General features: G+C 40.3%; 17 protein-coding genes. 6 read left to right on the forward strand and 11 right to left on the reverse strand.

The genetic code is table 11. The features are described from left to right. From BLQ32_RS01835 to BLQ32_RS01850, 4 genes are read right to left on the reverse strand one after another with little or no spacing between them, the layout of a single operon-like run. Positions 1-522 (reverse strand): hypothetical protein, encoded by a 522-nt coding sequence (locus BLQ32_RS01835; protein ID WP_074508868.1) that lies wholly within the window; start codon positions 520-522, stop codon positions 1-3. Positions 523-524: 2 nt separating this feature from the next. After that, a complete protein-coding gene (locus tag BLQ32_RS01840; protein WP_074508869.1) occupies positions 525-3,863 on the reverse strand; it encodes a site-specific DNA-methyltransferase in 3,339 nt (1,112 codons plus the stop codon). Between the two features lie 23 nt (positions 3,864-3,886). Then, positions 3,887-4,873: a hypothetical protein gene (locus BLQ32_RS01845; protein WP_083335243.1), complete on the reverse strand. Its 987-nt coding sequence runs from the start codon at positions 4,871-4,873 to the stop codon at positions 3,887-3,889. Beyond that, entirely contained in the window at positions 4,870-7,632 is a 2,763-nt protein-coding gene (locus BLQ32_RS01850) for an ATP-binding protein (protein WP_074508870.1), read from the reverse strand. The genes BLQ32_RS01845 and BLQ32_RS01850 overlap by 4 nt, the downstream gene beginning before the upstream one ends. Positions 7,633-7,817: 185 nt before the next feature. Here BLQ32_RS01850 and BLQ32_RS19760 point away from each other — a divergent pair, with 185 nt between their 5' ends. After that, positions 7,818-7,994: a hypothetical protein gene (locus tag BLQ32_RS19760; RefSeq protein ID WP_175557055.1), complete on the forward strand. Its 177-nt coding sequence runs from the start codon at positions 7,818-7,820 to the stop codon at positions 7,992-7,994. 548 nt (positions 7,995-8,542) lie between these two features. Here BLQ32_RS19760 and BLQ32_RS01855 read toward each other — a convergent pair. From BLQ32_RS01855 to BLQ32_RS01875, 3 genes are all read right to left on the reverse strand, one after another. Then, complete coding sequence (locus BLQ32_RS01855; protein ID WP_074508871.1) at positions 8,543-9,589, reverse strand: 5-methylcytosine restriction system specificity protein McrC; 1,047 nt, start codon at positions 9,587-9,589, stop codon at positions 8,543-8,545. Next, a complete protein-coding gene (locus tag BLQ32_RS19940) occupies positions 9,576-11,681 on the reverse strand; it encodes an AAA family ATPase (RefSeq protein WP_217629829.1) in 2,106 nt (701 codons plus the stop codon). Before BLQ32_RS19940 ends, BLQ32_RS01855 begins: the two co-directional genes overlap by 14 nt. Before the next feature lie 1,055 nt (positions 11,682-12,736). Beyond that, a complete protein-coding gene (locus BLQ32_RS01875) occupies positions 12,737-13,993 on the reverse strand; it encodes a Y-family DNA polymerase (RefSeq protein WP_074508874.1) in 1,257 nt (418 codons plus the stop codon). A 153-nt stretch (positions 13,994-14,146) separates the two neighbouring features. Here BLQ32_RS01875 and BLQ32_RS01880 point away from each other — a divergent pair, with 153 nt between their 5' ends. Together BLQ32_RS01880 and BLQ32_RS01885 are read left to right on the forward strand one after the other, a co-directional pair. Continuing rightward, positions 14,147-14,986 (forward strand): ComEC/Rec2 family competence protein, encoded by an 840-nt coding sequence (locus BLQ32_RS01880; protein WP_074508875.1) that lies wholly within the window; start codon positions 14,147-14,149, stop codon positions 14,984-14,986. Between the two features lie 2 nt (positions 14,987-14,988). Next, a complete protein-coding gene (locus BLQ32_RS01885) occupies positions 14,989-15,210 on the forward strand; it encodes a DUF3006 domain-containing protein (protein WP_074508876.1) in 222 nt (73 codons plus the stop codon). A 216-nt stretch (positions 15,211-15,426) separates the two neighbouring features. Here the strand turns inward: BLQ32_RS01885 and BLQ32_RS01890 are convergent, their stop codons facing one another. Both BLQ32_RS01890 and BLQ32_RS01895 read right to left on the reverse strand, forming a co-directional pair. After that, positions 15,427-18,318, reverse strand: a complete 2,892-nt coding sequence (locus BLQ32_RS01890) for a DEAD/DEAH box helicase (RefSeq protein ID WP_074508877.1) — start codon at positions 18,316-18,318, stop codon at positions 15,427-15,429. Positions 18,319-18,342: 24 nt separating this feature from the next. Next, positions 18,343-18,747 carry a (deoxy)nucleoside triphosphate pyrophosphohydrolase gene (locus tag BLQ32_RS01895; protein WP_074508878.1) on the reverse strand — a complete coding sequence of 135 codons (405 nt, stop codon included), beginning with the start codon at positions 18,745-18,747 and terminating at the stop codon, positions 18,343-18,345. 167 nt (positions 18,748-18,914) lie between these two features. On the opposite strand from BLQ32_RS01895, the gene BLQ32_RS01900 reads away from it, so the two are divergent. Next, positions 18,915-19,352, forward strand: coding sequence for a hypothetical protein (locus tag BLQ32_RS01900; protein WP_074508879.1), 438 nt, complete (start codon positions 18,915-18,917; stop codon positions 19,350-19,352). A gap of 115 nt (positions 19,353-19,467) precedes the next feature. On the opposite strand, the gene BLQ32_RS20140 is transcribed toward BLQ32_RS01900, so the two are convergent. Next, on the reverse strand, positions 19,468-20,082 hold the full coding sequence (locus tag BLQ32_RS20140) for an HU family DNA-binding protein (RefSeq protein ID WP_425312138.1): 615 nt from the start codon (positions 20,080-20,082) through the stop codon (positions 19,468-19,470). Between the two features lie 85 nt (positions 20,083-20,167). On the opposite strand from BLQ32_RS20140, the gene BLQ32_RS01910 reads away from it, so the two are divergent. After that, positions 20,168-21,064 carry a LysR family transcriptional regulator gene (locus tag BLQ32_RS01910; protein ID WP_074508881.1) on the forward strand — a complete coding sequence of 299 codons (897 nt, stop codon included), beginning with the start codon at positions 20,168-20,170 and terminating at the stop codon, positions 21,062-21,064. A gap of 67 nt (positions 21,065-21,131) precedes the next feature. On the opposite strand, the gene tcuA is transcribed toward BLQ32_RS01910, so the two are convergent. Continuing rightward, on the reverse strand, positions 21,132-22,628 hold the full coding sequence (gene tcuA, locus BLQ32_RS01915) for an FAD-dependent tricarballylate dehydrogenase TcuA (RefSeq protein ID WP_074508882.1): 1,497 nt from the start codon (positions 22,626-22,628) through the stop codon (positions 21,132-21,134). Positions 22,629-22,880: 252 nt separating this feature from the next. On the opposite strand from tcuA, the gene yyaC reads away from it, so the two are divergent. Continuing rightward, on the forward strand, positions 22,881-23,468 hold the full coding sequence (gene yyaC, locus BLQ32_RS01920) for a spore protease YyaC (RefSeq protein WP_244890302.1): 588 nt from the start codon (positions 22,881-22,883) through the stop codon (positions 23,466-23,468). The last annotated feature ends 42 nt before the right edge of the window (positions 23,469-23,510 follow it).

The following is a 23,510-nucleotide window of genomic DNA, read 5'->3' on the forward strand; positions in this document are numbered from 1 at the left end:
CTATGAAATTCTAGGATGGTAAATACCTATACAACTTTTATCTTTTATTTCATGAATATTAGGATTTTTAGTTATCATTTTTGCATCTTTTGCGGCTCCGTTCCACAAACATTGACTTAGAGGGATTTGTTTTCCATGGTAAGATCCTCCACAATTCCAGTAATAAATACCATCCGTTTTCTGTACCAATCTTTTTTGAGCGTCGGGTATCCAAAATACAAGAGACGACTGTCCTTCGTATGTACTTTGAAATGATAAAAGTGACGAATAAAATTCATTTTCCAACCAATTTGTTAAAACAGTAGGTTCCATGACATCTAAAATCATATCTAGCCCACTGACAACTAATGAATATCCTTCTGCGGATGGTAAATCTTCTGGCCATCCATTTTGAAAATAATTTAAATAACTACGAATACTTACAACATCCTTTATTTCTGTCATAGAAGTAAGCTCTAGAGAGTCCCATAAAAGCGAAATACCCTTACGTGTCCATGTGTCTCCTGCTAAAACTGAAGCCATTTTTATTCCTCCTCATTCAATCCAAAGAGAGCTAATTGTTCATTTTCTTTTTCTGGATTTTTGGCACGCCAAGAACTACAAATGTGATGTGCTTTCATAGCAGCCTGCCTAATTTCAGAATGAATACTATTACGTGTAAACCAGCTAAGCAAAGGAATAACGGCTGGATGTAATTTAAAGTTTGAATTGGAAAGAGTTTCGTTTACATTAATTTCACTATTATCAAAACAAGCTCCAATAAAAAATAATGTCTGATCTAAATCATGTGAAAGTCCTTTCCTTAACCTTCCTTTCCAATTTCTAGCAAAATCTGCAGGTGAAACCATGAAAAAAGTTCTATTTTTCTCATAAATCCAATTTTTCTCTTTGAAATCATCATCATCTAGACCTGTACCTCTTAAGAAGTTCTGCATCTCATTGCGTGATACTGAAGAAGTCTTAGTAAAAATTCTTAAGATTTGTCGACTCATTACTTCTGATTCGACAGGTGGCGATTCGAGATTTATATCTTTTTCTTCATCTAATATTTGATTAATTCCTACTAAGGCTTCCTTGACAGTAAACAAGCGCCCTTCTTCAACATATACGCTTCCATAATGCTTTGAAAAATACTCCAAAGCTTTCCCTCGGCGTATTACTTGTAAATCAGATTCAGTCAAACCTGATGCTAAATGATTAGCAAGAATTGCTTCGAGTTGTCTAATATCTTTTATCATTCGTTTACGTAATCTCGCCCAGCTGATTCTTTTTGGCTCTTCTGTCCTCTTTCTGCAAACGTGAATAATATCATATTCTATCTTTTTTGATCCGAATTCAGCATTTTCCCCTTTTGACTCATCACTTCTAATTGGATAAGTTGCTTCTAAATAAAAACCTGCTTCAAATAAGCTTTCGAGTACTGCTATCCAAGGCTCATCTTCACTATGGTGAAATGTAAATGCCAAAATTCCACCAGGTTTTAAAACCCTATTACTCTCTCTCCAAACCTCGGTTAGGATTCTCTTATAAAATTCATCTGGATTTTCGGGATGACGAGCTTTATTTGTAACTGCTTCAAGAGCTTTTGGTGTAAGATCTACACTAAAATAATTAGGATACGCTTCAGATAAACCTAATTGTAGCCACACATAAAAAAAGTCAGCCAGTTCTGCATATTGTACATTATCACCAAACGGCGGATCAGTAATAATCAAATCCATACTTTGTTCTTCTATGTCTAGTTCTGTAGAAGAACCACAAGTTAAGTTTACATCATTTAAAACTTTATCTTTCATCATAACTTTGTGGCTTTTCCCAGATAAGGAACTAGACAAATCTCCATCTAAATTTTTTAGATACTCAGTAGATACCAGTTCATATGGTTCACTTTTCCACTTTTCCGCCTTAAACATAGCACTTAATGAAGAATTCCAATTCCCTCTACCCAATTCAGAAAAAATACTATTCTCTACTACGTTCATCTTAGGATGGTAATTGTTATTACTCATAAAAGGAACTAACTTGTCATATCCCTTATCCCAAAAACAAAACATGTTTTGGTTTCTAATGTAGAGCTGAAATGCTCCTAGAAACAAATCCTTAATGTCCTGGCTCATCCGCTGATTATCTACAATACTTTTTAAAAGAGTACTTAATATTAGGAGCTGTCTTTTATTAAATAACTTCCACCAATGTGAATATCCATGATTCGGAAGATTGTCCCTTTGATGTGTTTGGTGGCTAAACTTAATTTCACCTTCAGGCCAATAATTTTTTAAATGCGTAGTTTTCTTTGCTTCCCATTCTTTTACAGCCTGATTATAGCTTTCAATATTACTAGCACTTTCAAAAAATCTACCATTATATATCTCTCCATTGTTACTACAATCCGGACAATATCCATGATAGGCGTAAGCTGAAACAGGTGCATCATGACCAGTTAAAGACAATGAATTCGATAGTTGTTGCTGTGTACCACAATCTGAACAAACAAATTTTCCTCTTCCTTTATTAGATCCCGATTCTGCCCCCGTAGAAAAAGTGTTTCCCGTTTCCGGACAAGTTATATATTCAGGTAACTTACCTCGAACCTCAATTAAAGAAATGTTTTTTGCTCTAGCATTATTCCAATCTATTGTTTCTTCTGTTTCATCAACAGTTTTCCCACCATTTAATTTAGACCCCTTTAACCAAGAAGGGTTAACTAACAAAGTTAGTGATATTTTCTTATTCTTAGCCTGCTTTGTATCTAATTCTTGGATGGTGTTTTTAATTTGACAATTTGGACATTCAAAATCACCATTTTCATCTGCAATTGCAAAGCTTTCTTCGTCTGGAGAAATCACCAATGTAGCTGAGGGAGCCATTCTTGCTTCTTTCTGTTCTATATCAAAAGTATGGCTGCAATTACTACATTCATGTTTGATCCAAGTTTTAACACTTAATTCTTTAACAAAAATTTCTGGATTTACCATTATAGGTGTTTTATGATTACAACCTGTATTTTGACAAGGTCCATGTTTAGCCCAGTATGTATAAACAATTTCAGGCCCCCAATAACGGTAAAAAGATCGATCTTTTTCAGTAATTGAAAATGGATTAAAATTTTGAGGCATTATCTCAAAATTATATCCTCTTACTTTATACCAGTTTGACCAACCTTCAAAATTCGAAACCGATTTTTTAAATTTTTTCATTTCACTTTCTGATGGTTCATCAATGAGAAAGTTATCGTAAAAAGGTGTAATAGGGACGTTCGTATCTTGAAATTTCAACCATTCCCCATGGTGTCCCCTTGGACAACTACATGAAAAATATGGCATTAGCTTAGGTTTTACTTCTAGCTCAATTTCTTTTTCGAATTTTTTCAATTCGTCGAAGTCAACCTTAGCAAGTTCATTTTTGACAACCAACCAAGCGATTGGATTTAAATCATTTCCGTGCATTTGCATCCCTAAACGTGACCCTTCTACAATTGTTGTGCCACCTCCCATAAAAACATCTGCTACCTTCAGTTTCTTCAGACTACCTTTATTTTGGTGGTTCTTATAATATGAACTCCAAGCCTCTTTGGCAGCATTGATCGGATCCTCTGGAGCTTTCATAGCCGCTGTTAAAAGCATGGTTCTAAAAATGCTTGACCTTCTCCTAGCCCACCATTTTGACATTTGATATATAGGCTTACTAGAATTCCCTTCAATGCTAGCAATTTGATTTACAGGCAAGATTGGAAAATCAACTTCTAGAATGGTTTTAGGGCGGTTAGGGTCTGAAAAATCCACTGTTTGGTATTCTGTATCCTTTCCTGCCTGTATATATTTTATTACTTTTTCTTCAAGCTCTTGCTTCTTAGTTTTTGCCATATTAATTCTCCTCAATCTAGTGGTCACTTTGTTATTTCAATAAACGGTACCATGGTTTCCATTAATGATAATCCTCCATGCGCTAATGTAGGATAGCCACCTGAGTTCTTCCATCTTCTTCTTCCCAGCACATAGGAGAACAATCCTTGACTATTTTCCATCTGTATTTCAATAGGCGGTATTGACTTCATTGGCCTTCTTTCTTTATTTTTCGTATATCTTTGACTTTTATAAGTTTCTTTCAAATAATCCCCTTGTTCTCCACTTATATTTGTAAACTCGCCAGTAGATGCATATCCATGATCACTTGTAATGATCACTCTCCTACCTAATGAAGCTTTTTCTATTAATTCCCAAAATCCTTCTGAAGTAAAGTATTCGGAGCTTTTTAAACTCAATTCTCTTAGTCCTTTGCCGGGTACTTTATATTCATGGATCCGGTCATCAAATGCAGTATGCCAAAAAATCAGATTTGGATCATTGCCAATTAGTGATATACAGTCTTTCCAAGGCATATCGGAGAGTTCAGTTTTTGCTCCTGTAAAAAAATGATTCAATCCAGCACTATTATTTTCGAGAGAAGACCTCTGAGAAAATCCCAATTTTTTTGCGAAATAAGTAGTATCACTTGGAAGGGCAGAAGCAGTAATTTTAGATTGATGAATCGTATAGCCACGCTTTTGACTTTCGGTGAGAAAAAACGGCATTTCTCTTAAAGACAAACCATCAATAATAAAGACTGCTTTTCCATCATGGTTTTCTTCCCAGAATTTAATCAATAGCTCAGATGTTTTCGAAACATTTGTTTCAAAACTGTGCCATAAATCCCATCCCGCACCTGCAATTAGCGCCTCTAGTCCACTAATCTTACCTTCACGTTTAAGAATTTCCTGTACAGGAGATTGCTCAAATGGCGGAGTAAAAACATTAAATAACGTTTCTTCAATTGCTTCCCAAGCTCTTTGATCTGTTCCTAAAAGCATGCTATTTAAAAGCTCTTTATCTATCACGAACGTTCCTCCTTTTCCAAATCCAGTCCATAAGTAACTCCATCTGGTAAGACGCGTAATAGTTGCTGTAATTGCGCACCAGTTAACGCTGTAATGTTTAAAGAGATATTTTTTATTGGTGTTCCAGTATTAATACCCCATCCTTCTATCTTTCCAATTAAGTTTAGTGCAGAAGTAGGTTCTGTACTAAGTTGCTTAACTTTTCCATTTCTAAGAACAGGAGGATTAAATATATTTCCATCTCCATTTTGCCCGCCATATATATTAGTTCCGTTCCCAATATTTGTTTCATCATTCTTAGGATTAATTCCACTAGTTTCAGTATTGGTTGCAGTACTTCCTGTGTTAATTCCATTAGTCGATGTTGACTCTGTAAAATCTGCTTCCGGACCAGCTTCACTATCTTCTTTCTGTTTATCTATAAAAGAATTAGTTGGGAACGCTGAAGGCAGCATTAGATGTGTTTGGTCTAAATAGCTACCTGTTCCCAATTTCCCTTTCATTCTATGCCATGCTTCATCTTCACTTTCTCCTAAATGAAGAATAAGTTGTTCCATTCCTCTTATATCAATTCCAATTTTACCTTCTGCACACAACCGAATTAGTTTTTCTTTAATTTCTGTTTCCCCTAGCCAAGGAATACATTCTTGCCCACCCGGCCTCGGTTCCTGTAAGTCTTTCAACAATTTGCCTACTGAATCTTTATTTTCTGCAACAGCTAATACTAATTCATCAAAATCCTCAGGTTCAAAAATAGATTGACGAATAAAAAAGTCAATTGCTTCTGGGATATCTTTTCCTTTAGCTTGATGAGCCTCTAAATGAAACTCACACTGTTTTACGTCGTTATAACTCCAAATATCTAATATGGCAAAGCGATTGAATAAAGAGTTTAACATAAGGCGCAGCTTATCTTGGTATTGTTTATGTATACCTCGATAAACTGGTTCGCTGCTCATCCATTCATTTGCTTTTAAAACAGTGCGGGCATTTATAAGCAACTCATCATCTCTGTAAATATTTCCTTGCCCTTGCTGAGGTAACAGAAAACGAATAGTGTTCCTTTTAACCGCTATATGTTCCTTCAACCACTTCCCAAGTGTTTCATCTATTTTTTCAATGTATTCCGGAATAACAATTATGGGGATTCTGTTATCCCATCTTGAAGGATGATCATTTTCCTCAAGAGATTCCCAAGGATTTAAAAACCAATTATCTCTTAAAACAACTACTTTGTACTTAGGCGTGATATCTTCGGCCCCACCAATTACATACCTTACTTCTTTTGCTAATTGATCAATATCTGATCCATCTTGAAAAAGCTTATTATTCCGAGCAAAAGCGAGGAGTTTTGCCTGCGGATTTTCTTCTTCTTTAAAAATCAGTTTGCTACCTACTTCATGAATATTAAAGCTATTGTTGATGATATTATCCATTTCAATTATAAAGTTGTTATCGTCTATAGCTCTATCTTGTGTAATATCCATTTGTAAAACAGCTCTCTCAGCTCCTGCAAATTTATCAATTGCTAATGAACGAATCCATAAAGAACTCAAAATGTCTGCTACATGGGGAATGTGATCTTTTTGTTTCACTGCTTCTTTAACTGCACTTAAATTTCTTTGTGCTTTCCCCCTTAAAGTTTTGTAATATTCATTACTAACAGAATCTAAAAATGCTGTAACACCAGAAGCATCTTCTTCAATTGAAAATCCAGCAGCTGTTATTAATCGGAATTCTTTACTTCTTTGTTTAAACAAGTTCGCTAAAATTTTAATTAAGTCACGTGTTTCTTGTGCATCCGTAGAAATCAGTATTTGATCTTCTAAAAGGTTTAATAAATTTGGAGAAAATGGCCATGAATCTAAGAAATCTTGTTTTAAAGTCTCTTTTTCTAACTCTGGTACTTGAAATAACCGATAATACTCATTTACATGAACATTAATAAAGTCACTTATTTCTTTCTCAGAAATCTGCGATCTATTTTCGAACAACCTGTGTAATAATAATTTTTTCCGATCTCTTTTCACATATTGACCTTTAAAATCTACAATAACAGGGTTGTTTCTATGAATTTGTTGATACGCGTCTGACTGACCATTTCGAACTGAAACAACCAAAACTAATAAGTCGGGATGCTCTTCGGCTATTTCAGCTAACGTTTGTATAAAATTAAACGCCCATTGTCTTCGAGGATATTGTTTTGTATTAGTTAATCCATCATACCAAGTTTGAAATTCATCTAAAATTATAGCTGTAGGTTGCTTTTTAAACATCTCAAGTAAGAGGTCACGACCTAGTACATCCGTTTTTCTTTCTTCCTGTCCTTCCCATTTGCCTTTAATAAACTGTCCATATGGATGGCGATCTAAGATTAAATCCCATAAAAATTTATAATTTTGCCAATGTAAACTTTCAGCAATCACGTGCATTTCCGGCCGTAACTGGATCTGTGCCAGTTCTGGTCGTTGAAGCTTAACCGCCCAATTATCCAACCAGGTTTTTGTTGTCTCTGAATTGGCAAATGAATGATAAAGAGTAGTTAGTAAGTGAGATTTCCCTTGCCCTCTTTCTCCAATAAGAACGACTGGACGTGCTTCCCTAAGATTTATTGATTCTATTGTTTTAATTAAATCATTAGATGGATAAGTCATTTCTAAAAATTCTTTTGCACTTTTGTTTACTTCTTTATTAAAATCTATCGCTGTACCTTTTAGAATTCTGCTTTGAAATTCACTTCTTAAATTTAAATTTAACAATTTTTTCCCTCCATTTATATTGCTTCTTTAAATACGGATTTCTAATCATATCATATCATTTAATTACCACTTTCATACAATTAAGAATAAGCAATTAATATTAATTCCATTTTTAAGCATTTTCTTTTATTTGAAGGAACATTTACTTTTCACGAGAATACTGTAAGTAAGAAAGGAGTGAAAATATGGGGATGAGCTGGCAAGGTACTTTAGATGCACCTATTAAAAATTTAACAGAAGAGCAAGCAAAATCAATGCTACACGATATCGCTACGACTCTTGCAAATGTAACTGAAGAGAAAGCTGAGCACCACGACAAGATAGTAGATTTGTTCAAGAATTTATCAACTCATCAATATTAAAAATATGTAGTGTAGCGCTTCCGGCGTGCCAAATTAAATATAAGGGCTTTTACCTTTTCTATTTCTAACAAAGCATTATAAGAACTGGTATGTCGCATACTCAGCCACAATACTCAAAAGACTGCTCACTTAAGCAGTCTTTTTCTACTTCTATAATTATTAAAGACATTCCTCTATTAACTTAACATACGATTATGACCAAACGGAAAAATCAACGAGTTTGTATAGCACCATCTAGTTCATCAAGGCTTCTCGCTTCTTTTCATAACAAGTTACAAAAAGAAGACATTAATTCTTCCAGCTGCAAAAATTTGTAGAAAGCATGCAATAGAGCTCTTCTATAGGATCATGTCAAACTTCAGCTTTTCTATCACTTATGATAAATACTATGTGAGATTATTCTTAAATCTAGGTTTTCTCTTTCATTAATTTCATTTTAAATTTGACAGGACGTTTTATTTTTATAAAATTTGAATGAGTAACAATAGAAAAATCCTCCAAGTAATTCGAAGGATTTTTCGTTTTTTGGATAAAGCTAATTTGTAAAACTATACAAAAAATTGATTAGCAAGTGCTAACAAGCTTTCCTTTATTCCTACAAAATCCTGTTGTAAATCAAGAGATACCACAAAAACTTGATTACCTTTAATGTGATAAATATGATTAGGTTGATTTAATGCGGTTGTTTTCGCGTAAAGCAACATACCTGCAACTGTTTCATCCGACCCTATTTCCCAATTATTTATATATGTAAATATTTGATAAAGATTGGCGGACTTCTGTTTTGCAGCTCCCCCTTCAAACCTTGACACCATATTCTCCGAATAAAATTTCGCATCCACAATCAATGTTTTATTACCTTTTTGAAGTATAAGATCTGTTTGCATAATCGGTAATGCTTCTGTGAAGCCATCATCAACATTCCATTGAATTTGAGAACGGGATACTTTAAAATTTGTTTCGCTTTTGAAAAATGCATAAATGAACTTTTCATATAAGGATGACAATCTTTGTTCGTCTTGCAGCTCTTTCATTATCTGAGATGTAGAACTTTCATCGAGTAATAGTTGTTCATAAAGAAACCTACATACATCCACAATAAATTGATAGCGAATGTTTTGTCGGTTGTATCTAACGTTTCTCCATAATTTTAATTCTAACTCTACATCTGTTACCTCTGTAAAATAAGGTAGAAAACCATAAAACAACCTACGCATTTTTCTACTTATTTTATTTGAGCGCGATAGGTAAACAAGTGTTGCTTTAATAATTTGATTCACCAATATATTTTCAGAGAACTCATCATAAACCACAGAAACTTTCTTATTTATTAATGTATTTTTCTTTATGGTGGAATTGATATCAATTTTCCCTTTAATCACATTGGAAGTCTCTTCAACACTTATATAATCTTTACTTAATCCCCCGCGTAACAAAACAGGTATACCAATCGATAAAATCTCTGCGTAAATCTCTTTGACGTTCTCAAAATCTTCTGTTCCGACGTCTTTATACTCGGAAAGATTTAATGTTTGGTAGGCATAAGAAAGCATATAGTATATATTGCGAATTGGAATATTACTATTTCTCTCCATTGTAACAACCTCTTAGTCGTACAGCCCAATCATTTGCCTTCTGTTCATTATCAAACCAATACTCGAATAGCTGTGGAACAATTTCATATTCAATTACTTCCTCTATACGATTTACAGTATCTACTTTAAAAGCATCACCTACAAAGTAGCTATGCCCAATTTGAAAGCCTGTCCCTAGCTCTTCAGTAATTTGATTATTTAAGCTATTAATTTCTTTAATGATACGATTTAAAGCTTCTGGGTTATCTAATTCGTTCACATATGACATGAATGTATCATTTTGGAAAGCCGGTTTAATTTCAAAAAATGAAAATCTTCTTCTAAGTGCGTAGTCCAATAAAGCTAGGCTTCTATCTGCTGTATTCATCATACCAATAATGTATAAATTCGGCGGCACAGAAAATTTATCATTAGAATAAAGCAGATTGATTTGCACGTTTCGCTTATCGGTTTCGATGAGCATCATTAGTTCTCCAAATATCTTACTCATGTTCCCACGATTAATTTCATCGATTATAAAAAAGTAATCTCGTTCGGGATCTCGAGCTGCTGTTCTAGCAAAATTCACAAATGGACCTTGTTTCAGTTCAAAACCTTCCCCTTCAGCTTTTGGACGAAATCCTTCGATAAAGTCCTCATAACTATAGCTTTGATGAAACTGAACCATCTGAATACGTGTTTCATCTTTTTCTCCCATCATTACATGAGCTAATCGTTTGGCAATAAATGTTTTGCCTACACCCGGTGCACCTTTAAAAATAAGATTCTTCTTATTTTCAAGCAACGAAATTAGACGCTTAAGATCATTCTTCTCAATAAAAACTTCCGAGAGAAATTCAACCATTGTATATGGTTCATTTTCCTGTACAGTAGGTTTGGATTTAATAAAACGAATGTAGTAATCAATTGAACTACCTGATACTCCTTTATATTTTTTGTAGATTTCATCAGCTACAACAATATCTTTCAATTGTTTTAATTGTTCAATATCTGTTTCATTAAAAATTGAAACGCCAAAATGGTGCTCTATATCCTTAAGTGCATTTATTTTTTGCTTAATTGTTTTATCATTCAAGCTAGCTCCTGTATCCGTAACTTGATTGGATAACCAAATTCGAAATTCATTTACTTCTGTATCTTTTGAGTCAATAAAACCTTCATTCATAACTTGATCAATCTCTTGAATAAGAATTGGATAGGAATTAAGACATGTTAATGTTTTTTGAGCAAAAGTCTGATTAATTTCCCACTTTCCAACTTGCTGCCATTCCACTTTCCTTCTATGTTTAAACTCTGATGCTTCATTATCGAAGTAATAATCTCCCATAACAATTCCGCGCGCTAAAATCTTTTTAACTCCTTCTTTTACATATATAGTATCCCCAGGTTTTATTTCATGATAGAAATCCCATACAGCTTTTGTATCATTAGTAGGGCGCACTCCATCCGACCTTTGTTCTGTCATTTTACGTTCGACAGCTTCCTTTGAATCATAGGTTTTCAAATCCCCTAAATAGTCCCAACCAAGTGCAATCATATTTTTCACGAGGAACTGGTCCCATAATCTAGAATTTTCACCTGGAGAGATCACCCAATAATTAATACTCTTGTCAATTTCACCTTCCTGACCTTTAATTTTCTTCTCTTTTTTGGGATAAATTAATGTTGGATTTTCATCATAGTATAAGAATATTAAATAGGAGCGCATTAATACGCCCCAATCAGGTATTCCACCCAAGTTATCAGACTTACTTCTTACACCACGATTGAATTCATCTTCCGCAATTTTTATTCTAAATTGGACCCTTTCAGTACCATACTTTTCGGGATATCGCGGTGTACCTTTACCACTTACATACTTCTCAATATCCTCATCACTTTGTTCCGTCATTTGTTGATAAACATTTTTAAACTCTTGATATGTTTGATATTCAAAAAAGTTTTCTTTATAGCCGCTGGCTAACCCATACTTCTTTAAAAGGTGTCCAAGTTTTTCAAGATACGGCGCGTACCATATACCTGTTTTTTCACCTAAATTTTCTGTGACCCAAGCTTTGTAATTTTCTTTTTGAGTGTTCAAAGTATCATTCATTATATGCCTCCCAAAAATAATTTATTGCCTTAAATTATAACACTCTACTATATTTGAAAATGCATTTATTTCCATTTTTTATCTGTACATAAATATTAAAAAAGTTCATTTGATTTTTTAATATACAAATGGGGAAAACCATAATTAAAAAATAAAACGGCTACCAGTATTTATCTACGATCTAAAAATTCCAATTACTTATAATAAGCCTCCACGTATAACCCCTTGAATAAGTCTCGGTGATCTTTTATTGTCTGTCTTTGAATTAATTAAAAGACATTGAAAAAATTCTTTATTTTTGAAGCTTAACGAGCATTTTGAACGTATATAAAACTATTACAGAACGAAAGGTGAGCAAATAATGATCGATACTTTTTTTGATACATATTTTAAAGATAACATGGTAAGAGGAATCAAGCTGTATGAGAAAAACTTAGTTATTCAGACATTTCTCGTTTTATTTTCTCTTCTCATTTTATGTATTCTACTTTTTTCAATCCAGAATTTTGGTCGTTTCTTATTTCATTACGATTACTATTCGTAATGAACACTCTCAACAGAGAAATGGACAACATTTCTAAAAAGCATTCTCTAAAAGTTGCTCCTAAAATAAAAAGATAGATCTTAGATTATTTAAAACATACTTTGAGATTTAATCATTCAAGTCAATATAAAGAATTCGCGTTAATTTTAAGGCAGAAAGGAGAGAAAAATTTAAAATCCTATAATCTGTTCCCTTATTTAGCTATGGTGCTTACTGTAACAATTTTTTTATGTGGTTCAGTTATTCGGATTTATCCAGAACGCACCCAAGATGTAATTTCTATAGTGGTTATAGTTACTGGTATTATTTTAATCTCCAATTCTTGTATAAATGCTATTGCTAATCTATTTTTCAATGGAAAGCCAAAAGAAATAATCCATTTATCAAATACTATTCTTGAAATTTTCCTTGAAAAATCCATTAACGAAAATGCTTTAATGATGTCTAAAAAAAAGAATCTAAAATTAAAGAATCATGCCATCTTTCTTTTTATATAACTAGAGCTCATTTTTTATCTTTGATGCCCGCCAATCAAGCGCGTCCGGGCAATCGCGGTTCCGGCTTCGGTTCCGGACACCGCCCGGTAGATGGCCGAATAGCCGTACCGGTTCCGGATCTGGTCCATCGCTGCCCCAAGCTTCCGGTTCTCCCATTTCCGCGCTTCGAACAGGCTCAGCTGCATCGACGACTCCTCCTCCAGGTTGCTGAGGGACAGGGAAATCTGGCGGACCGGTTTGCCGAGGTAATGCTCCCGGAACAGTTCCTGGCAGACCCGATACATCTGCAGCGTCTCGTTCGTCGCTTCCTCGATGGAGCGTGAGCGGGAGAAGCCACCACCGAACGACGTCTTGCTGTAGCCAATCCCCAGCTGGATGGTCCGCCCCGCCCGACCGGCCATCCGTGCCCGCATCGCCACGTCCTCGCACATCTCCAGGATGATGGTCAGGATGTCTCCCACTTCGGTGTAGTCTCGGTAAAGGATCTGCCCTTTGCCGTAGCTGACCTGCCCTTCGATGAGCGGCGCACCGAGTTCCGACAGGTCGATGCCATTGGCGTGCTGATAGAGCTGATGGCCCATGATGCCGAAGCGGCCTTCCAGTTTTGCGACATCCGTGCAGGCCAAGTCGCCGACTGAGAAGATGCCCATGCCGTTCAAGGTCTGTTCGGTGCGGGAGCCGATGCCCCACATCTTGCTGAGTGGCTCGACCGGCCACAGCTTCTTCGGCACGTCGTCATATGCCCATCGGGCGAAGCCGGTCTTCTTCGCCTCCAAATCGAGTGCGAGCTTCGCCAGCAGCATATTCGGCCCCACCCCGACCGCAGACGGCAGCCCGAATTGGCGGACAAGGGCGTCCTGGATATGGCGGATGAGCGCCTCCGCCCCGCCCCAGAAGCTCTCCACACGGGTGAAGTCGATGAAGCTCTCGTCGACGCTGTAGACGTGGATGCAGTCCTTCGGCACGAATTCCGCCAATAGGTCCGTGATGGCCATCGACACCTTCAGAAAGAAGCCCATCTTCGGCTCCAGGAGCCGGATCCGCGAATCGCCCGGGATTTCGAACAGCCGGGTGCCAGTGCGCACTCCGAACTCCTGCTTCATCCGCGGGGAGGCCGCAAGCACGACGCTGCCCTTGCGTTCCTGGTTGCCGACGACGGCGATATACGCTTCCAGCGGATCCAGCCCGGCCTCGACCGCCGCACAGCTCGCATAGAAACTGCGCATGTCCAGACACGCGATGGTACGTTCCTTCCCTGCTTGACTTGTCATGCCCTTCCCTCCCTCAAACGAGAACACTAGTTCTAATTCTATACCACCAAAGGCCCACGAACAATCCTGCAAAACAGGAAAAAATAGATTGCCGTTTGGGGGACTAGCGCTTATGATGAATGTAAATAACTTACAGGAAAGAAGGAGATCCCACTGAAGAAGACCCTAAGCATTCTTACGTCCGTGTTCCTATTGGCCGGGCTCGTGTCCGTGCCGTCCACCTCCGCTGCCACGCCCACGATGAAGGTGCATTTCATCAATGTCGGACAGGGCGACGCGACCTACATCAAAATGCCGGGCGGTGAAGACGTCCTGATCGACGGCGGACGCCAGGGACAAGGCGATGAGGTCATCGCCTACCTGAAGAAGCAGAAAGTGGACGACATCGAGATCATGATCGCCACGCATCCGGATGCCGACCATCTTGGCGGCCTGGACGAAGTGCTGAAGGCGTACAAGGTGGAATCGGTCTACGCTCCGAAAGTGGCGCACACAACCGATGCCTACGCAAACTTCTTGAAAGCTGTGAAGGCGGAGAAGCTGACCATCAAGACCGCCAAGGTCGGCGTCAAGCTACCCTTAAAGACCGTGACGGCGAAATTCGTCGGGCCGACGCGTGAGTACGGCAAGACCGACCTGAACAACTGGAGTGCGGTGCTGCACGTGACATACAACAAGAACAAGTTCCTGTTCACAGGTGATGCGGAGAAGGCGTCCGAAACGGACATGGTGAAGGCGAAGCAGACACTCCTGGCGGATGTCATCAAAGTTGGCCACCACGGGGCAAAGACCTCTTCCAATGCGGATTTCCTGAAAGTGGTGAAGCCGAAGTACGCCGTCATCAGTGTCGGCAAGAATGCTTATGGCCATCCGACCGCGGACGTGCTGAACCGCTACAAGCCGTATAAGGCCACTGTCTACCGGACCGACCAGAAGGGTAACATCATCTTCACGTCGACAGGGACCAAGATCACGGTCGCTACGGTGAAATGAACATGGAGACCATCAAAGGAATCATTGACCGATTCGAGGAAGATATAGTCGTCGTCGAGGTAAATGGAGTGACCCGGGATTTCAAGAAAAAAATCTTTCCTCAGAATGCTGAGCCTGGAGACTTTGTCGAAATCAAAGGTGAACAGGTAACCATTTTGAAGGACGAGACGGAGAAGCGGCGGAAAGAGATTGAGGAATTGATGGACGAGCTTTGGGAAGATTAGTTTAAATTACAACTTAATATTAGAAAAAATCCTGAGCGCTCAAATGTTGAGTACTTAGGATTTTTTCTTAGCAATTTGTGAAGAAGCCATTTTATGTTTACACTTATTTTATTATCTTGATTTATCACTCAAAATATTGATTTTTCAAATATGAATACTTCCGCAAGTAACTAATTTTCATGAGGAGGCGTCTTTAACTATTCTTCTAGAAAACATTTAGTTTTCTTCACTTGTAATGTAATGATACAACTTACTTTGCAAAGCTTTCTCCAAAACCATGTTCATATGCACCACAGGTATCTCTTTCCCATTCTTATCTTCCATTGTACTTTGCTCAATCATGTTCTTATCCGGAACAACTTCCCCTAAGTAATAGAAGTCCCCGCCTTCATCGTCGTCTTTTTTCACGAATAAATGAAGATCGATACCTTGTTCTTTGGCATTGATGATCTTGATGACTTCTTCAGAATCTAGTGTTCGGTTACTTCTGGTCGACCATTTAAATACTTCTGGATTGATAAAGCCTTCGGTATAGGCGACACTCGATTCGACTTCGTCATGCTTATGGTAAGTGACAAAAATGGGGCAAGTGCCATGTTTTGTTTTATAGCCATAAATAGTCGAGCTTTCGTCATTTAACCAATTTAATAAGCGGCACGCATCTTTTCGCGTGTATTTTTTGTACAATGTTAAAGGCTTTTCACAGGAATATTGTTCACTAAGGAGAGCTGCACTGTTTACAATATCCAGTAGCATGGCTTTAAAACTTGGATTAGCGTTTAAGCGTTCTTTAATTTCCGCATTAAAAGATAAAGTATCTTCTGATTCAAATAAGATAAGCGGTTTGTTTCCATACTTTTTCTGTGTAGCTTCGGTGTAAAACGATAGATTCAAAATGCGCTCCACTGATTTAAAGGTATCTTTATTGGTGGTACATCCTTGAAGTTCTAGCTCTTCGAAATATCTCTCTTTAGAAATGCTTCCTTCATTCAAAAGCAATTGGAGTAACAGCACTTCATGTTTCCGCTTACCGTTTAAAATTTCTTGCGAAAGCATCGTGATCACTTGGTCTTCGTAAGTGGAAAGAACCGGTTCGATTTCTTTTAACTTTAAGAGGAAGCGGTAGTAGTTCACGTATTTTTGTACAATGACGAGTGGATCTAGCGAATTGTGAATAATGAAATCTTGCAGCTTTGGAACTTCGCCAATTCGATTCTTGAGTTCGTTATAGGCATCTCGCAGTAGTTTTATATCCGTTAAGTTACTGCGCTTGATCGCATTAAAGACGCGGTTCTTGGCGATTTCTTCAAAGTTGACGGTCGAAACGCCTTTGATGTAACTGGTGTCTTTCATATGCCGGCGGATATTGTCTTTGTTTTGAGAGCGGTCACCGGATAACGCGACGGGAATGAGGTAATTGTTTTTGTAATTCCCGATAAAATCGATGATCGTTACGAATTCTTTGGACCCATGCTTACGAAGCCCTCGACCCAACTGCTGGATAAAAATAATGCTCGATTGCGTTTGTCGCAGCATTACCACTTGGTTGACGCTTGGAATATCAATTCCTTCATTAAAAATATCGACAGTTAATATATAATCGAGCAACCCGTTCTCTAAACGATCGACCTGGCGAATTCGCTCCTCTTGCGAATGATCACCTGTTAAGGCTACTGTTCGAAGCCCTCTTTTATTCAACTCCACCGACAGCTTTTCCGCTTCGTCTTTTCTGCTACAGAACATCAAGCCTCTGACGTCATCCCCCGAATGCCCGTAATAGTGAATTTTTTGGAGGATGTGTTCTACTCGTTCTTCGGTGACAAGTTTTGAAAAAGCCGTTGTTTCATCGATGACACCTTCTTCGTACTCGATATCAGTTACTCCAAAGTAATGAAACGGGCACAGCATGTCTTCTTCAAGCGCTTCTTGTAAACGGATCTCATAAGCGATGTTGTAATCAAACAGTTCGTAAATATTGAAGTCGTCTGTGCGCTCGGGTGTCGCAGTCATACCCATAAGAAATTGGGGTTGGAAGTAGTCAATGACTTTCTGGTACGACTTCGCTCCTGCTTTATGTACTTCGTCGATTAAAATATAATCAAACGCTTCAGGATCAAATTGTTGAAGTGTCTCTTCTTTTGAAATGGTTTGAATGGTTGCGAATAAATAACGTGCATCCGTTTGTCTCGAAGATCCCGATAAAATACCAAAGTCCTCTTCTGCTCCGCCTAAAATTTGAAGAAAATCAGACTTTGCTTTTTGTAGTATTTGTTCGCGGTGAACGATAAACAACATTCGTTTTGGCGCAAAGCTACGAACATCAAATGCCGACAAGTACGTTTTTCCGGTCCCTGTTGCTGAAATGACCAAGCCTTTATCATGACCCGCTTCTCGCACCAATTGAATTTCTTGAAGAGCCGCTTGCTGCATTTTGTTTGGCGTGACTTTCAGCGCTTCTTCAATGGCGTTTGTTTGATACACTGCCGGAAAGTCTGTTACTACGCTTACTTCACGATTATTTGCAGGCGGCACGTAGTAAGATGCATAGTGCTCGATCCACTCTTCTGTCAGTGGAACGGAAGTGGACCAGACATCTTCAAATTGATCATTAAAATGATTAACGATTTCTCCATTTTCAAGTGAAGTTAATTTCACGTTCCACTCGTAATTTACCTTTAATGCGTTAGCCGTTAGATTGGAGCTGCCCACAATTAAGGAATGATGCGTTTCATGATTAAAGATATATCCTTTTGAGTGGAATCCTTTTTTATTGGCTAGTCGGACTTCGACATTCGTAATTTTCAACAGCTCTTTAAAAACTTTGGGTTGGTTAAAGTTAAGAAACGTCGATGTCAGAATACGCCCTTTAATCCCTTTTCGCTCTAGGTCTAAAAAATGCGATTTCAGTGTAGCCAAACCACTTTCCGTTACAAAAGCAACGGAGAAAAGAAACGACTGACAGTGATCGAGCTCTTCAAGAAGGGCATTTAATACATTTTCGTTTGTATTGTTAACAAGTAAAGTCGGCTTAAACCGCTCTCCACTGTGTTGGGTCTGATCGATAAACCCTTTGTATAAAGACTCCTGTAAATTCTGCAGTAGATTCATCGTCAACCACCATTCGTTTTCTTCTTAGTTTTGATTCACAAAGGTCCGTGCAATTTTTTCAATCGCTGGAATGTCGGCTGGCGCCCACTCCAATTGTTCTAATTCGTCCGATTCCAACCATTTGATAGCAATATGTTCCGTTAAAACCGGTTCACCTTTTAGAAGCGTGCAGTAAAACGTTGTTAAATGCACAATGCCGAATTCGTATTCGTGGACGGTGTGTTCTACTTGTTCGCCGATCTCGATTTCGCAATGCATTTCTTCTTGAATCTCGCGCTGCAAGGCTTGTTGCGGGGACTCGTTTTGTTCGATCTTGCCACCTGGGAACTCCCATAGTCCAGGTAAGGCTTTTTCCGTTCCTCGCTGTGCGCAAAGAATTTTATCGTTGTCTGTGATGACTGCTCCTACTACATGGATGTTTTTCTTCATGGATGTCTCCTCACTTTTCTACGTATTCATCTCTAATCATTATATTCCTTTAGTTACATTTAATTGAAGTTCAATTATAATTGGATCTAAACTAATATCTTCCATCTAGTTATAATCTACGCGTTTTATGAGGGGATATCTACCCCTATGAGAAAGGGGCACTCGAAATGACGGATAAGCAAAATTCTATGAGCGTGAATAAGCATGTGCTCACACAAGACTTAAACTTGAGGCAGTATTCCAATACGGCGGTTTTCCTGAAGGATCGATTGTTTGTGTTGTCGCCTTCTGCTCAAAACCAGCACAATTGGTTTGATTTGAGTAAGGTCAATGTCGATCGCTACCAGGAAAAGCAATACAAAGGTTTTTTAGTCGTGCGATTTTTTGATAAATTATTGGTCGCCGACCTTGATCGTTTTATCCGTGAAATGATGCCTTCGGATAAATACGTTTTAAATAGTTCGGGTCGCCCGCATTGGAAGTTCCGCATCAAAGTTTCCGGTTCTACACATTTCATCATTAATCATCAAAATAGCACGAAAGCTTATCCAGTCAGGGAGTTCTCCGTAAAACAATTACAAGAGTTGCTGAACAAACGAGCTTAAGCCTCCTTCTATATAAAGAGCGCATCAGGACTCTCCTGATGCGCTCTACTATTACATCTATACGTCTCTAGTCAGCTCGACTTTAGCTTTAACAACTAGCCTATATCAATTTAACTTACAGGTACTTCCGGTAATTCCCTCTCAAAAACACTTCCTCAATCTGACTCGTGAACACTTTCGTATTCAAGATCTTTTTCCCGATCAACCGGCTGGCGATCATTTCAGTTTCCTTGAAATCCATATTCAGATCTTCGGCTGCCTTCTTCACTTCCACAATCGTGGCGTCCTTCGCATTACCGCCGGACTCCTTTGCTCTTCTGCTTTCTTCAAAGACATAAGTCAGGACTTGGGCTTCTTCTTGGTTGAGCTTGCCGGTTTCGATAAACTTCTCGATAAAGCTCTTTTCGTTCAGGATGTCTTTCAGCACTTTCGCCGCTTTGAACTGCGGGGCCTTGGAAGCCGGAATGGTGATTTCTTCCCCGGTCTGCGGGTTGCGGCCTTTCCGTTCTTTTTTGTCGGTGATCTGGAACGTGCCAAAGTCGTTGATTTTCACTTCTTCGCCTTTTATCAAGGCCTGTGTGATGCTTCCCGTAATTTCATTGACCACTTTCGCCGCCTGGTCTTTCGTGATGCTGCTTTTATTTGATACGGCTTGGATCAGTTCTTTTTTGTTCATCGTCTTTCCCCCTGTTTGGTAAGGCGCCTTCTTTTTGCCGCCTTTTTCTCCTATCCTTTATTATACAGTTATAGAAGTTGGAATTGTGGGAATAAGGGCTTTCCGGATGTAGTATAATTCGGTTAAGGAGTTGCTTGCTATGGATGAAAAAGACTGGCTGATCATTACGACCATCTACGAGGAAAAGAACATCACGAAAGCGGCGAACAAGCTGTTCACTTCGCAGCCGGCGATCACGTATCGGCTGAACCAGCTGGAGGAGGAAGTCGGCGTGCGCCTCATCTGGCGCCACAAAAAAGGCATCAAGTTCACGCCGCAAGGGGAATACGTCGTGCAGTACGCCAAGGAAATGCTGATGAAGCTCCAGCAGACAAAAGACTACCTACTTAACACGAGCGACGAATTCGCCGGCATGATCCGCCTAGGCGTATCGAGCAATTACGCCCGTTTCATCCTCCCCGACGTCTTGAAGGAGTTTTCCGAGAAATACAGCAACGTCCAGTTCAAGGTGTTCACCGGCTGGAGCTACGAAGTGCTGAAGGAAATGGAGCAGGACAATATCGTCCTCGGGATTGTGCGCGGCGACATCTACTGGCAGAGCAACAAAGTGCTGTTGAACCGGGAGAACCTGTGCATCATTTCGAAGGACCCCATCGACTTGCCGAACCTCCCGAAAGAGCCGCGCATCGTGTTCAATACCGATCCGAAGCTCCAGCAGATGATGGACAGCTGGTGGTACAGCAACTACTCGCAGCCGCCCACCATCAATATGGAGATCGATAATATCGAGACGTGCACGAAGCTTGTCTCCAGAGGCCTCGGCTATGCCATCGTACCGGAGCTTGCCATTACGGAAATGCCGGAGCTCCACAAAGTGACCTTGCGGGACCAGAACGGGCAGCCGTTCGACCGGCCCACCTGGCTCATCTACAAAGAAACGGACGCGCTGTATCCGGCGGTCCAGCACTTCATCGACTTTCTGACCAGCTCTTCCGCCGCAGATGAAACGGATTTAACGGACGAGGCATCAACCTAAGAGAACTTTCTAAGAACGACAAAACCCCTGGCTGTGGATCAGCCAGGGTTTATCAGTTTGCCTTTTCTTATGCATTTACTTTTGCTTGCTTGGAACGCGTTGCCGCTGCCTTGCCGGCAATTTTCCCGAAGACGGCACCGGACATCAAGCCGGATCCGCCTGGGTAGTTATCGTAGAAAATGCCGCCGATCATTTCGCCTGCCGCAAACAGCCCGTCGATTGCCTGTCCGCCTTCATCCAATACTTCGCCTTCCGGATTCACGTGCAGTCCGCCGAACGAGAACGTGACGCCGCACGTCACCGGATACGCATAGAACGGGCCTTGTTCGATCTTCAGTGCCCAGTTCGATTTCGGCGGCGTGATGCCCCGTGTGCCTTTGCCGTCTTTCTCGTTCGGGCTGTACTCGCCTTCCTGGACAGCTGCGTTGTATTCCTGGATCGTCTCCAAAAACTGCTTTTGGTCGACCGGCAATTGCGCGATCAGTTCTTCCAGCGTGTCTGCTTTGTATTCCGTCGTCTCTTCCAGATTGTATTCTTTCCGGAGCATCGGCCGGACCTGTGCGTCGTAGATTTGGACCGCCATCTGGTCCGGCTGCTTCAGGATTTCGCGGCCGTATTTGGCATAGGTGTAGTTTCTCAAGTCTGCGCCTTCGTCGACAAAGCGCTTGCCGTCCTTGTTCAGCATGATGCCTAAAGGATAAGAATGCTTTTTGAAGATGTCGCCCGGTTTCGTGAAGTCGCCGACTTTCGGTGCGTTGTAGTCCGTACCGATCGAGTGGCAGCCGGACCACTGGCCGAACGTCGCGGCGCCCGCTGACACTGCCATCGACAGCCCGTCGCCCGTATTGAATTCCGTTCCCCGCACAATGGCCGCTTCCCATTCTTCACCCAAATGCTCCATCCGCATTTTCTTGTTCGCTTCAAAGCCGCCGCACGCGAGTACCACAGCTTGCGTGTCTACCGTCAGCTCTTCGCCTTGGCGGTTAACCGTGATGCCGGTGATGCGGCCCGCTTCTTTTTGCAGGCCGGTTGCCGCCGCTTCGTACCAGACCTCGATGCCGAGCTTCGCGGCGCGTTCATTCAATTGCTTAATCAGGCCGACGCCTTTATCCGCCGTCTTGACCGGCAGCCCGCCCCAGAAATGCCGCTTGCCGTCTTTTTCGAACGACTGATTATCATAGATCAGTTCAAACGTGATGTCGTTGTCTTTCATCCAGGCGATTGTTTCAAACGATTTCGACACCAATTGGCGCGCAAGGCCCGGTTCGCTCCGGTTGCCGGTCACCCGCATGAGGTCGTTGTAATAGTCTTCCTCGCTGTAGTTCGGCATCTCGATCTTTTGGGCTTCTTCTTCCGAAATGTCGACGATTTCCTTGATGGACTCCAGCCCGTTATAGGCGAAGCGGATCGCGCCGTCCGTGAAGAACGAGTTGCCGCCTCTTTTTTCTTTCGGCCCTTTTTCCAGCACCAGCACCTTCGCTCCGGATTCGTGTGCGGAAATCGCCGCACAAAGCGCCGCATTGCCTGCCCCTACCACCACTACATCGTATGTTTTCCCTGTCATCGTGATTCCTCCTTAAAATTCTTCCTGCTTTCATGATAGGATGTAATTGTCAGAAAATAAAATTGAAAAAATCTATAGAGAATCATAAAAGAATTTTATCTTTATTTTAATTTTAAACAACATTTATTTATCATCATTTTTAATTCCTCCAACGGTTGAAAATAAAGGCGGTTTTCTACCAAACCGGGCGGCGGTAACGCTATAATGAAGGCATAGTTCAACGGCAAATACAGTCGAAGGTGGTATGGATTCATGCATACTTTTCGGAAATATAAAAACTCACATCTGCAAGTGCCGGTGAAGGCGCCTCTGCATTTCAACGAAGCGACCGGAAACGAGGAAATGGGCTTGCTCATTGCGAAGCTGAAGTCCATCTTTGCGGAGGCGAAACAGCAAGAGCGCGAAGTCGTTTTCCTGTGCATCGGCTCGGACCGCTACATCGGCGATTCGCTCGGCCCGCTGATCGGCAGCATGATGCAGGAGAACGGCATCTCCCATACTGTTTATGGCACTCTGGAAGAACCGGTCCATGCCTTTAATTTGAAAGCCACCTTAAAAGACATCTACCGGCAAAACCGCAATCCGCTCGTCATCAGCATTGACGCGAGCCTCGGTACAAAAGAGCAGGTCGGGAATGTGCTGTTCAACGAAGGGCCACTAGTTCCGGGAAAAGCGCTGGAAAAAATGCTGCCGGAAGTGGGCGACTACCACTTCCAGGGCATCGTCAATTACCTAGATCCGCTCCCGAGCTCGCAGTTTTTGAACGACACGCGCCTCCATACGGTCATGAAACTGGCCAAGCTGATTACCGAAATCATTGTGGACAGCGACAGCGAATAAATAAAAGGGATTCCGCCATTATCGGCGGAATCCCTTTTTGGT

The sequence above is a fragment of the Planococcus glaciei genome, from assembly GCF_900099655.1.
Taxonomy (GTDB): domain Bacteria; phylum Bacillota; class Bacilli; order Bacillales_A; family Planococcaceae; genus Planococcus; species Planococcus glaciei.